Annotated in this window: 10 protein-coding genes; 5 read left to right on the top strand and 5 right to left on the bottom strand. The window is 65.3% G+C overall.

The window, feature by feature from the left end; all coding sequences use genetic code 11:
- Nucleotides 1-10: 10 nt before the first annotated feature.
- The 5 genes from SO140_RS02035 to SO140_RS02015 all read right to left on the bottom strand — a co-directional run bounded on the left by SO140_RS02035 (nt 11) and on the right by SO140_RS02015 (nt 5,520).
- Complete coding sequence (locus SO140_RS02035) at nt 11-1,183, bottom strand: ROK family transcriptional regulator (protein WP_498542243.1); 1,173 nt, start codon at nt 1,181-1,183, stop codon at nt 11-13.
- Nucleotides 1,184-1,328: 145 nt separating this feature from the next.
- Nucleotides 1,329-2,459, bottom strand: coding sequence for an iron-containing alcohol dehydrogenase (locus tag SO140_RS02030; protein ID WP_498542242.1), 1,131 nt, complete (start codon nt 2,457-2,459; stop codon nt 1,329-1,331).
- 18 nt (nt 2,460-2,477) lie between these two features.
- Entirely contained in the window at nt 2,478-3,509 is a 1,032-nt protein-coding gene (pdxA, locus tag SO140_RS02025; RefSeq protein WP_449377377.1) for a 4-hydroxythreonine-4-phosphate dehydrogenase PdxA, read from the bottom strand.
- Nucleotides 3,506-4,621, bottom strand: a complete 1,116-nt coding sequence (locus SO140_RS02020) for a four-carbon acid sugar kinase family protein (RefSeq protein WP_498542241.1) — start codon at nt 4,619-4,621, stop codon at nt 3,506-3,508. The genes pdxA and SO140_RS02020 overlap by 4 nt, the downstream gene beginning before the upstream one ends.
- The gene (locus SO140_RS02015) at nt 4,618-5,520 is read right to left on the bottom strand and encodes a dihydrodipicolinate synthase family protein (RefSeq protein ID WP_498542240.1); all 903 of its coding nucleotides are present in this window, start codon (nt 5,518-5,520) and stop codon (nt 4,618-4,620) included. The genes SO140_RS02020 and SO140_RS02015 overlap by 4 nt, the downstream gene beginning before the upstream one ends.
- A 232-nt stretch (nt 5,521-5,752) precedes the next feature.
- On the opposite strand from SO140_RS02015, the gene SO140_RS02010 reads away from it, so the two are divergent.
- From SO140_RS02010 to SO140_RS01990, 5 genes are all read left to right on the top strand, one after another.
- Nucleotides 5,753-6,550 (top strand): IclR family transcriptional regulator, encoded by a 798-nt coding sequence (locus SO140_RS02010; RefSeq protein WP_449377380.1) that lies wholly within the window; start codon nt 5,753-5,755, stop codon nt 6,548-6,550.
- A gap of 222 nt (nt 6,551-6,772) precedes the next feature.
- Nucleotides 6,773-8,209 (top strand): sodium:solute symporter family protein, encoded by a 1,437-nt coding sequence (locus SO140_RS02005; RefSeq protein WP_449377381.1) that lies wholly within the window; start codon nt 6,773-6,775, stop codon nt 8,207-8,209.
- Complete coding sequence (locus SO140_RS02000; protein ID WP_498542239.1) at nt 8,206-9,393, top strand: sialidase family protein; 1,188 nt, start codon at nt 8,206-8,208, stop codon at nt 9,391-9,393. Before SO140_RS02005 ends, SO140_RS02000 begins: the two co-directional genes overlap by 4 nt.
- Before the next feature lie 4 nt (nt 9,394-9,397).
- Complete coding sequence (locus SO140_RS01995) at nt 9,398-10,078, top strand: SDR family NAD(P)-dependent oxidoreductase (RefSeq protein WP_498542238.1); 681 nt, start codon at nt 9,398-9,400, stop codon at nt 10,076-10,078.
- 81 nt (nt 10,079-10,159) lie between these two features.
- Nucleotides 10,160-12,112 (top strand): alpha/beta hydrolase domain-containing protein, encoded by a 1,953-nt coding sequence (locus tag SO140_RS01990; protein ID WP_498542237.1) that lies wholly within the window; start codon nt 10,160-10,162, stop codon nt 12,110-12,112.
- The last annotated feature ends 57 nt before the right edge of the window (nt 12,113-12,169 follow it).

Here is a 12,169-nt window from a genome sequence, read left to right as displayed (position 1 = left end):
TCAAGACATTTCAGGCAGCCTCCGTCGATGCGGCCGGCATGCCGCCGCGGCACGCGAGACAACAGGCGGCAAAGGCGAGCGCGGCATTCGGATCGTTTCCGTTCGAAGGCGGCACGAAAGCGAGTGACACCTCGGCGAGCTTGCGGCCGCCGAGCAGGCTGGTATCGATCCCGTCGATCACGGCCTTGCGATCGTCCTCGCTAAGAAGGGACGGCCAGCCACTGATGACGACGCCAGGACTGGGCTTCACGTTCAGCGTATTGCCGATCGCAAGGCCGAGCCGGAACAGCCGGCGGCGCAACTCCTGGCGCACGCGCGCGGGAAACGGGATTGCATTCATCCAGAGGTCGCCGAGTTGCAGCAAGTCGGATTCGCTGACACCAAGAAGCTCGGCCAGCGCAGGCAGCGAGGTATAGGCCTCGACACATCCATGATGGCCGCAACGACAGCGCGGACCGCCTTCGCCGAACACCATGTGGCCGAGCTCAACCGGCCGCGAGGCATTTGCCTCGATCGCGTCGTCCACCCACGCGCCTGCGACACCCTGGCCGACGAACACGAACAGATGGGCGCCTGTAAGCGGATAATCTTCGGTGCGGCAGCGATGAAACATCGCATGCGCCACCACCGAGTTCGTGAACTCGACAGTTGCGTCCGCGAACGTCTCGCTGAACATGTCGCGAACCATGGCGACGTCACAGGGAATGATCGGATTGTGCAACTCACTCAACCGGCCGAGCCCCGGAACCGAAACGCCGATCTGCGCGAGGCCGTCTCCTCGCCGCCGCGTCCAGTTCCGAAGCAGGTGCAGTGCGTCGCGAAAGACCCCGCCGACGGTGTCGGCGGTCAGCGTCTTCGGCAATGGCAGACGCTCGACGTAGCTGAGCTCGCCCGAAAGCGTGCCGACGCCGACGCTCAGCCGCTGTGTGGTCAGCTCGAAAGCCGCCAGCGCCACGGACCTGTCGAGCGACACCAGGCCGGTCGGGCCACCGAAGTAAGGCGCAGGTCGCCTCACTTCTTCGATCAAGCCTTCGGCCTTCAGGTCAAACAAGATGCGCGACAGGCTCGCCTCGGACAGGCGCACCGCCTTGGCCAGAGGAGGCCGAAACATGCCGCCCGACTTGAGCAGGTGCCCAAGAATGGCCGCACGCGTCTGCCGCCGACTTCGCGGCTGCTCCGACATTTCCGTCCCTGTCGTCATTCTTACTTAGTGTAAGAATGTGCGAGGAGCGTTTCGCCTGTCAAGGCGCCCGCTGGCTAGACGTTGGACTTAGTGTTGTGCGAGGCAGCAAAGTTTCAAGCAACGGACTCGTCTTCCCACGAAACAGTCAGAATGCCGCCTGGTACATCTTGAGGATCGCATCGCGGCCGAGATCGCGCGGATTGTTGTCGAGAAGACGGCGAATTGCGTGGGCCTCGTCGGCCATCGCGCCAAGGTCATCCGCGGGCACGCCGAGCGCGGACAACTTCATCTCGATGCCGAGATCCGCGCAGAACTTGTAGGCCGCCTCGAACGCAGCTGCAGGGTTCCTGGTCGCGGGCGCACCGAGCCCCTCCAGCACGCCCTCCGTCTTTGCTTCCACCGCCGGCATGTTGAACGCCAGCGTATGCGGGAAGATCACCGCGCAGGCGAGGCCATGGGCGATGTGATGGCGGGTGCCGAGCGGATAGGCCACCGCGTGGCCCGCGGTGGTGTTGACTGGCCCAAGGCAGAAGCCGCCATAGAGCGATGCCAATGACAGCGCGGCGCGCGCCTCGCGATCCGCACCATCCTTGACCGCGCGCGCGAGATAGCGGCCGACGAGGCGGATGCCTTCGAGCGCATAGAGATCAATGGCCGGATGTGCCTTGCGGCTGGTGAAGGCTTCAGTGCAGTGCGCGAGCGCATCGACGCCCGTCGCGGCCGTTACCTGCGGGGGAACAGTCATGGTGAGGTCGGGATCGACGACCGCGAGATCGGCCAGCATGAAGCGGCTCTGCACGGCGAGCTTGTTGCGGGTCGCGGGATCCGTGACGAGTGCGCGGATGCCGCCCTCGCTGCCGGTGCCTGACGTGGTCGGCACCTGGATCAGCGCGACGGCGCGACCCGCCACCTTGTCCGGACCGACGACATCGGCAAGCTTCTGCTCGCCGGTGCTGAGCACGGCGACGAGCTTGGCGAGATCCATCGCGCTGCCGCCGCCGAAGCCGACCACGAGATCCGGCCGCGCCGCGTGGGCCACGCCGAGCGCCTTCTCCAGATTGGGAACGTCCGGCTCCGGCTTGACCTCGCCGAACACGGTCACCTCGCCCGGCAGCGCGAGCAGGTCGACGCGCGCCGCGTTGAAGGCATCGGCGACGACGAGCGGACGCCGCACGCCCTTCCCGCGTGCGAACCGCGCCACCGCAGCGATTGTGCCGGATCCAAACTCGATCACTTCAGGGCGAATGATTTCGATCGGCGCAGACAGGTTGGTCATGGTTCTCTTTCCCGGAGCTCAGGCTCGCGTCGCGCTGGCGGCAAGACGTTCGGCATATTCGATCGCCTCGATCAGGCTGCGCTCATTGGCGATGCCCTTGCCGGCGATGTCGAAGGCGGTGCCGTGATCGACGGAGGTGCGGATGATCGGCAGGCCGAGCGTGATGTTGACGCCGGACAGCTCCTGCCAGCGGCCGGTGGCAGGATCAACCTCGAAGCCGAGCAGCTTGACCGGGATGTGTCCCTGGTCGTGATACATCGCGATCACGGCGTCGTACTGGCCGGCGCGCAGTTTCACGAACACGGTATCGCCCGGCACCGGGCCGACGATGTTCAGCCCATCGGCGACCGCCTTCGCGATCGTCGGCTCCGACACGTCAATGTCCTGGCGGCCGAACAATCCGCCCTCGCCGGCGTGCGGATTGAGCGCGGCCACGGCGATCTTCGGCTTGTCCAGGCCAAGGCCGCGCAGCGCCTTGTCGGTGAGATCGATGACATAGCGCAGGCGTTCCGGCGTCAGCCGCTTCGGCACGTCCTGAAGCGCGACATGGGTCGAGACATGGCTGACCCGCATGTTGCCATGGGCGAGCATCATCACCGATCCCTTGACGCCGGTAAGCTCGGCCAGCATCTCGGTATGGCCGGGATAGTGGTAGCCCGCCTTGTTGAGCGCTTCCTTGTTCAAGGGCGCGGTGACGATCCCGCCGATCCGCCCGGCCTGTGTCAGGCGCACGCCCTGCTCTACCGCCTTGAACGCGAAGCGGCCGCCGTCGGCCGTCAGAACGCCGGGCTTGATCGGCTCGCCTTCGTCATCGGCCTGGAGAAAGCACAGATTCGGCCAGTCCTTGTCGGACGTGTGCACCTCGGGGATATCGAGTTTCGCGGCCAGTTGCGCGGCCGCATTCTTCAATGCTGCGCCGCTGCCGATGATCAACAGCCGGAGATCACCTGCTTCGATCCGCGATCGCAGCTTCTCGCAGGCCTTGATGATGATCTCCGGACCGATCCCGGCGGGATCGCCCATGGTGATGGCGAGATGCGGATGGGTCATATGTCGTGTCTCTCGTTGATCAACTGATTGTCCTGCAACAGCGTGTGCCACAAGTTCGGCGCGCCGAAGGCGCCTGATTTCGAGATCACCGCAACGCCGTCCCAGCGGCCGCCGCGAATGATCGAGCACGGCAGGCCCGGCATGATGCGCCCAGTCACCTCTAACGCGTTTGCGTCCAGCGCAAGGCACAATGCCCGCAAGGTCTCGCCGCCCGCAACGATCAGCGTGCCCGGCGGCTCGAGCGCCGTGGTCACCGCCCCGAGTCCGCGCGCGATGCGGCGCGCCGCCTCATCGCGGGACAGACCGGGCGCGAGAGCGAACTTCACCAGCGCGACGCCTTCCGTACCAAGCTTGCGGCGAACCGGTCCGACGTTGTCTTCACCAGTTTCCGCAAGCGCAATGACGGCATCACCGCAGGCTGCCAGCTGTGCGGCCGTCGCAGGTTGATCCGATCCGAACAGCCCGAGGACCGGCTTGCGCAGTACCGACGGGGCGGACGCATCGCTGCCGCGTGCGAGCGCGCCGGCGAGACCGCCGCTGCCGCACCACAGGACCGGCTGCGACGCGCGGCGCCCGATCGCGACGATGCGATCGAGATCATCCTCGCTCTCAGCGTCGAAGACGCTGATGCCGGCAGGCAGATCGGTGTCGAACCGTCCCGTCTGCGCGTCGAGGCCCTCGGCTGCGAGCTGCACCAGCAGGTTGTCGCCGACCCGCGACCAGCTCCCGTCGTGCGCGCGCGCATATTGCTGGCCGCCAAAGGTGCGGCGTCCCTGATAGGCGAACGCCGGAGCCACGATGCAGGCCTTCCACGGCGCCGATCGCAGGCACGCCCCGAGCTCGGCAGCCCAGGCGCCGCGCAACAGGCTGTCGACCTTCTTGTAGGCGATCGCCCCATTGCGTAGCAGCGGCGCGAGGCGCTCGACGATCTGCGCGCTCTCGACCTTGTCACGCTCCCGCGTTCCGGTATCGACCGCGAGACACGCAGGAAGTTGCGAGGGCAGCGCCTCCGCCCATGTCACCTGAAGTGGTCCGCACATACCGACGAACTCGGCGGCCGTGTCCAGCGCACCGGTCAGATCGTCGGCGAGAAGGCGGAGCGTCGGCTTCACGCCTGCTCCTTGACGAGCCCTGTGGCCAGCAGCTTGTCGGCGTTCTCCTGCGACAGCGGCAGCAGCGGCGGCCGCATCCGGCGCCAGCCGGCATGGCCGGTTTCCTGCGCCAGCAGCGTCTTCAGCGAAGCGATCTGCGGGAACACGGACACACGCTCGCGCGCCTTGACGATGCGGTTCTGCGCCGCTTCGAGCGCGGCGTCATCATCCTTGTAGTGACGGAACACGTAAGCGAGCTCGCGCGCCACCAGGTTCGAGGTTGCGGTGATGCAGCCCGCGCCGCCCTTCTTCAGCAGCGGCAGCAGCAGCGGATCGGCGCCTGCGATCACGGCGAAGCCGGGGAATTTCTCGATCATCGCCGTCATGTTGGCAAAGTCACCGGAAGAATCCTTGATGCCGACGATGACGTCCGGATAGGCCGCGCGCAACCGCGCGATCACCGCATGCGGGATCGGCTGATGTGACATCTGGGGGATGTGATAGAGCACGACCTTGAGCCTGACATCAGCGACACGCTGAATGACCTCGCTGTAGGAGGCATACAGTCCCTCGTCCGTGACGTCCTTGTAGTAGAATGGCGGCAGCATCACGACGGTGGTGGCACCGAGCGAGAGGGCATGCCGCGTCAGCTCGACCGTCTCGGTCAACGCCGGCACGCCGGTTCCCGGCAGGAGCTTTGACGGCGCGATGCCGGCGCGGACGACGCTCTCGATCAGCGCCTTGCGTTCGCTCGCGGAAAACGAGTTGGCTTCGCCGGTCGTGCCCAGCAATGCGATGCCGTCACAACCTTCGCTCAGAAGATGGCGACAATGCTTGACGAAGACGGCATGATCCGGCGCAAGATCGGCATCCAGCGGCGTCAACGCCGCGCAAAACACGCCTTTGGGCTGAACGTCCACGACGAGAGCTCCTCCGTTGGCATCCGGCCGATCGATTGATCGGAATCCGAACAATTGTTGTCAATCCTTGAGGATGTGATTAGACTTCGCAGTCGCGGCCGTCAAGCGAGCAGCCCATGCCTTTTTATCCGGGAGGGCTCCCCTGCTTGCCAACGGGCCGAAGTAAAGCGCGGATTCGCGAGTGGTTCCAACTCTCTCGTGGACGACGCGCCGCCAGATGAAGGAACGAACATTGGCCAAGACCGCATCGCCAGCCGACAATCCCAAGAACTTTGTGAACTCGGTGGCCAAGGCCTTCGCAGTGTTGAAGAGCTTTTCGGCCGAAGAGTTCGAATTGACGATCACAGAGATTGCCGAGCGCGCCGAGATGGACCGCGGCACGGCGTTTCGCCTGGTGCAGACGCTGGTCAAACTCGGCTATCTCCACGCCAACGAGGCATCGCGCCATTATCGCCTCAGCCTGAAGTGCCTCGATCTCGGATACACCGCGCTCTCCGCCGGCAACCTGCGCGGCCAGGCCGAACCGCTGCTCCGCGAACTGGTCCCGGCGCTCGGTGACGCCGCCTCGCTGGGTGTTCTCGACGGCAGCGACGTCGTCTATCTCGCGCGCGTCAGCGCCGGTCTCGACCGCCACAAGATCGACCGCAGGCCCGGCAGCCGGATCAAGGCCTATGCCGCGGCACTCGGCCACGTCATGCTGGCGGGTCTGCCGAAAAACGAGCAGATCGCGCGGCTCGAGGCCACCGAGCGGATCAAATTGTCGGAGCGCACGCTGACGGATCTGAAGGCGCTGCTCACGCGGCTCGATCAGGTGCGCAAGCAGGGTTATGCCGTCTCGGACGGCGAGAACGCCTATGGCCTGCGCACCCTCGCCGCACCCGTCTTCGGCCCCGACAAATCCATCGTGGCCGGCATCAGTCTCACCGTCGACGCCAACCGCATCGATATCAAGACGTTCGAGAAATCAGCGCTGCCGGAAGTGCTACGCGTCGCCAAACTCCTGACCAACGCAGTCCAGATGAGCGGCTGATCCCTCTTCCAACCGGGAACCTATTGAACCCCCTGCGGCAATGAACGCCAGACGTGGCGCATCGACCGCCGCGTCAACGCGTACGCTTGACGGAGGGCGCTCGGGCAGGTCTAATAGGCATTAACAACATTTGTTCGCATTCCGATCAAACAGAGTCGGAACGAAACCGGACATAGCGGGCTTCACAACACCGCGTCCGCGTCACCAGAGGAAACACCACTGATGCAAGCCATCCTCAATGGAGAGAGCACGCTCATCGTCACGATGATCGCCGCCTACATCGCCTTCACGTCGTGGCTCACGATCAAGCTGCGCAGCAGGACGAGCGATCAGTTCATGACCGGCGCGCGCGCCATGCCGGCCGTCGTCGTCGGCGTGCTCATGATGTCCGAATTCGTCGGCGCCAAGTCGACCGTCGGCACGGCGCAGGAAGCGTTTCAGTCCGGCATGGCCGCCGGATGGGCCGTGCTCGGCGCCTCGATCGGCTTCCTTCTGTTCGGGTTCTTGATGGTCAAGAAACTCTACAATTCCGGCGAATACACGATCTCGGCCGCGATCGCGCAGAAATTCGGCAAGTCGACCATGCTCACGGTCTCGGTGATCATGATCTACGCTCTGCTGCTCGTGAACGTCGGCAACTATGTCAGCGGCGCAGCCGCCATCGCCACCTCGCTGCATATCAGCCTGCCCGTTGCGATGTGCATCATCGCCGTGGTCTCTACGTTCTATTACGTGTTCGGCGGCCTGAAGGGCGTGGCCTGGGTCACGATCCTCCACAGCGCCATCAAGGTCGTCGGCATCCTCATCATCTTCGCGGTCGCAATGTCGTTGACCGGCGGGATCGCGCCGATCCAGGCGAAACTGCCGGCTTATTATTTCAGCTGGGACGGCAAGATCGGCTTCACGACCATCTTCGCCTGGACCTTCGGCACGGTCGGCGCGATCTTCTCGACACAGTTCATCGTGCAGGCGATCTCCTCGACGCCGAGCGCCGACGACGCCCGCAAGGCGACGTTGTACGCGGCCGCGTTCTGTCTCCCTCTCGGCTTCCTGCTCGCCCTGATCGGCGTTGCGGCAAAATTCCTCTACCCCGACATGAACAGCCTCTACGCGCTGCCGGTATTCCTGGAGAAGATGCCGCCTCTGGCCTCCGCCTTCGTGACGACTTCGCTGGTCGCCTCGATCTTCGTCAGCGTCTGCACGGTCGCGCTCGCGATCGCCTCGCTCGTGGTGCGCGACTTCTATGTCCCCTACTGGAAGCCGACGCCGGAGCGCGAGTTGAAGATGACGCGCGTATTCTCGGTCGTGATCGGCATCGTACCGCTGGTGTTCGTGTTCTTCGTTCCCGAGATACTCAAGCTGTCGTTCTTCACGCGCGCGCTCAGGCTGTCGATCACCATCGTCGCCATGATGGGCTTCTATCTGCCGCTGTTTGCCAGCAACCGCGGTGCGACCACGGGACTGATCGGGGCCGCTGTCTCGACGACGGTGTGGTATCTGCTTGGCAATCCCTTCGGCATCGACAACATGTACATCGCAGCGGCGACGCCCCTGGTCGTGATGGCGATCGAGCGCCTCGTGCTCGGCCGCCCGCCCACTGAGCGCGCCGCGCCGGCGACCACGCAAACCAGTACTTTTGTGGAAAGGACTTCAGCATGATCGCGGACATCGAGATCGCCGACGGCGTCGTGCGACAGGCGGCCGGCGAACCCGACCGGTTCGACGCCTTCATTCCGTCGCCCTGCGTGCAGAACCACGCGGCCAATCTGATGCCGCTTGCCAATGGCGACCTTGGCTGCGTCTGGTTCGGCGGCACGCAGGAAGGCATGTCGGACATATCGGTCTATTTCTCGCGTCTTGCCCGCGGCGCGACGCAATGGTCGCCGGCCGAAAAGCTGTCCGACGATTCCAAGCGTTCCGAGCAGAATCCGGTGCTGTTCCCTGCCCCGGATGGCGCGCTCTGGCTGATCTGGACGGCGCAGCTTGCGGGAAACCAGGACACGGCCTTCGTTCGCAGGCGCCTGTCGCGCGACCACGGCCGGACCTGGGGCCCGATCGAAACGCTGTTCCCGGAGCAGCGCGGTCGCGGCACCTTCATCCGCCAGCCGATCGTGGTGCTCGACAATGGCGACTGGCTTTTGCCCGTCTTCTATTGCCACAGCACGCCGGGACGGAAATGGAACGGCGACGAGGACACCAGCGCAGTGAAGATTTCCTCCGACGCGGGCGCGACCTGGCGCGACGTGGACGTGCCAGGAAGCCGCGGCTGCGTACATATGTGCATCGAGCGTCTTGACGACGGCTCGCTGCTCGCACTGTTTCGAAGCCGCTGGGCGGACAACATCTATCAGAGCCGATCCACCGATCACGGCCGCACCTGGTCGGCGCCGGTTGCGACCATCCTTCCGAACAATAACTCCTCGATACAGTTCACGCGGCTTGCCGACGGACATCTCGCGCTCGTCTTCAACGACTCCAGCGCCAATGCCGCGACCGAGCGCCGTCTGTCGCTCTACGACGAGATCGAAGACGAGCTGCCGCCCGTGATCGCCGGCGACGGCAAGACACACGGACGCACCGCGTTCTGGGGCGCACCGAGAGCGCCGATGACGCTCGCCGTCTCGGCCGATGGCGGACGGAGCTGGACGAAGCGCGACGTCGAGACTGGCGACGGTTACTGCATGACCAATAATTCGCGCGACCAGACCAACCGCGAGCTGTCATATCCGTCGATCAAGCAGACCGCCGACGGCGCGCTTCACATGGCCTTCACCTTCCATCGGCGGGCGATCAAGCATGTGCGCGTGACGGAGCCATGGGTCACGCACGCCGTCGGGGACTAGGACGATGGGCGGGCGGCCCCACGCACTTGTGACAGGCGCAAGTTCCGGCATCGGCGCCGCGGTCGTCGAACGCCTGCTGCGCGATGGTTGGCGCGTCACCGGCATCAGCCGCCGCCCCGCACCTCTCGACCATCCGGCGTTTGATCACCTGTCGCTTGACCTCGGGAACGTCGATGCCATCGCGCCTGCTCTCGCAGGCATCGCACCGACGGCTCTCGTTCATGCCGCGGGCGTCCTTAGGGTCGGCCAACTCGGCGCGCTCAACCATGACGACGGCGCGGCGATGTGGCGGCTGCATGTCGATGTCGCCGAGCGCCTCGCCAATGCACTGGCGCCGCGTCTACCCGAGGGCGGGCGCATCGTTTTCATCGGCAGCCGGACCGCATCGGGCGCATCCGGCCGGGGACAATATGCTGCGACGAAAGCGGCGCTGGTTGCGCTCGCACGCTCATGGGCGGCTGAGCTCGCGCCTCGTGGCATCACGGTGAACGTCGTAGCGCCCGCCGCGACCGAAACGCCGATGCTGAACGACCCGACGCGCGCCAATGTGACGCCTAAACTGCCGCCGATCGGCCGCTTCATTCGTCCCGAGGAAGTCGCCGCCAGCGTGGCGTTCCTGCTCTCGGCGGAAGCTGGCGCAATCACCGGGCAGCAACTCGTGATCTGCGGCGGCAGCTCTCTCTGAGCGCGACGCTCGCGCACGGCTTGCCAGATCGATCCGGCCACGCTCTACTCATCATGTCCTGACTCTGGGAGGAGACACGACATGATACGCTACGCCGCTCTCTTGAGCGGGCTGATCGCCCTCGCCTGCTCCACGCCCGCCAGTGCAGAGATCACACGGTTCAACGTCCTCGATCGCACCACCTCCGCCCTGCAAGGCCGCAGCTTCGGGCCCGCCGGTCAGGTCGAGAAGATAACCGCGAGCGCCACCATCGCGCTCGATCCGGCCAATCCCCGCAACGCCGTCATCACCGATCTCGACCGTGCGCCGCGCAATGCTGACGGCAAGGTCGAGGCCACCAGCGACGTCGTCATCCTCCGCCCTGCGCATCCGAACGGCATCCTGCTGTTCGAAATACCGAACCGTGGGCGCAGGCTGATATCAGCCTGGTTCGACAACAGCTCGATCCAGGGTAGCATCCGTCTCGATCAAGCCGACGACGCGGGCCGCGGCTTCCTGTTGTCGCAGGGCTACACGCTGGTCTGGGCGGGCTGGCAGGCGGACGCACCCACAGGCGCCGGCATGCTTGGAATCCAGGTGCCGGTCGTCGCGGGCATCACCGGGCCCGTCCGCGAGGAATGGAGTTTTGGCGACACGACCAATCCGCATCGCGCGACACTGAGCTATCCCGTTGCGGACCGGGCAAGCGCACAATTGTCGGTGCATGCTCGCGCCGACGATCCGCGCCAAACTCCACCGGAGCTCAAGCTCAGCTTCATCGACGACAAGACGATCGAGATCACGCGCCCGGCCGGCTTCACCTCGGATGCGCTGTACGAGCTGACCTACACGGCGCGCGACCCGAAAGTGACCGGAATGGGTCTCGCCGCAATCCGCGACGTCGCCGCCTTCCTGAGGCGCGAGGGCGGCCCGACCAATCCGCTCGCGGCCGACGGCCAGAGCGGCATCTCGCGAGCGATCGGACTTGGCATCTCGCAGTCCGGCCGCGTGCTGCGCGACGTGCTTTATTTTGGGATGAACGAGGACGAAGCCGGACGTCTCGTGTTCGAGGCGATGATGCCGATCATTCCCGGCGCGCGGCGCAGCTTCACCAATGACCGTTTTGCCGAGCCGGGTCGCAATCCTGGGCCTGAGTTCGACCGCCTCTATCCCGTGCTGCGTTTCCCCTTCACCTATGCCGTGACGGAGGATGCGTTCACTGGACGGCGCGACGGACTATTGCTCCGCTGCAGCCTGACCAACACCTGTCCGCGCATCATGCAGATCGATTCCGAGTTCGAGTTCTGGGGGTCCGAAGCGAGCTTGCTCGTCACCGACACGCGCGGGCGCAATCTGGAACCGCCGCCTGAGGTGCGGCTCTACATGGTTGCAGGCAGCCCGCACGGCAATGTCGCGACTGCCGTCGTTACACACAGGCCGACCTGCACCCTGCCTCTCAATCCCGTGTATGGCGGCCCCGCCTTCCGCGCGCTGCTCACCGGCTTGCAGGCGTGGATCACCGAGGACGTGGCACCGCCGGCAAGCCGCTACCCGACACTGGCGCAGAATACGCTTGCAGCAGCCAGGGACGTCTATCCGGTGCCGATCCCGGGCCTTGGCTATCGCGCTCAGTATGCGCGCGCGGAGGCAATTGAACAGGCAGCTCCGTTGCCGAAGGTACACGGAGAATACCCGCTCTATCTGCCGCGCGCCGGCGCTGATGGCAACGCGCTGGCTGGCGTCCGGCTGCCATTGCTTGCTGCGGCTCGCGCGACCTACACGGGATGGAATGCGATCGCAGGGGCAGATGGCGGACAAACGCTGTGCACCCAGATGGGCGGCACGCTCGCCTTCGCCAGCACGCGCGCAGAGCGTCTTGCGGCCGGCGACCCCCGCCCCTCGATCGAGGAGCTTTATCCCACGCCGGATGCTTATGTTGCCGCGGTCAAGGCCGCAGCCGTGCGCATGGTCGACGATCGTCTGCTCCTTCCCGAGGATGCAGCCGATGCCGTCGCCGCGGCGCAAGCCGGCACGCTGGCCCGACTTGCGCCCTGACGGCGCGTGCGCGGGCGTATCGCCGGCAAGCCGACGGCGCCCGAGTATACATCTGTA

It is taken from the genome of Bradyrhizobium sp. UFLA05-108 (assembly GCF_059803455.1).
The sequence above is the reverse complement of the archived record's forward strand: the minus strand, read 5'-3'. Positions and strand labels throughout refer to the sequence as shown.

Bases quoted from the DNA above. Each gene is read 5' to 3' on its own strand.
- SO140_RS01990 (WP_498542237.1), top strand. From the start codon at position 10,160: ATGATACGCTACGCCGCTCTCTTGAGCGGGCTGATCGCCCTCGCCTGC.
- SO140_RS02005 (WP_449377381.1), top strand. From the start codon at position 6,773: ATGCAAGCCATCCTCAATGGAGAGAGCACGCTCATCGTCACGATGATC.
- SO140_RS01995 (WP_498542238.1), top strand. From the start codon at position 9,398: ATGGGCGGGCGGCCCCACGCACTTGTGACAGGCGCAAGTTCCGGCATC.
- SO140_RS02000 (WP_498542239.1), top strand. From the start codon at position 8,206: ATGATCGCGGACATCGAGATCGCCGACGGCGTCGTGCGACAGGCGGCC.
- pdxA (WP_449377377.1), bottom strand. From the start codon at position 3,509: ATGACCCATCCGCATCTCGCCATCACCATGGGCGATCCCGCCGGGATC.
- SO140_RS02035 (WP_498542243.1), bottom strand. From the start codon at position 1,183: ATGTCGGAGCAGCCGCGAAGTCGGCGGCAGACGCGTGCGGCCATTCTT.
- SO140_RS02030 (WP_498542242.1), bottom strand. From the start codon at position 2,459: ATGACCAACCTGTCTGCGCCGATCGAAATCATTCGCCCTGAAGTGATC.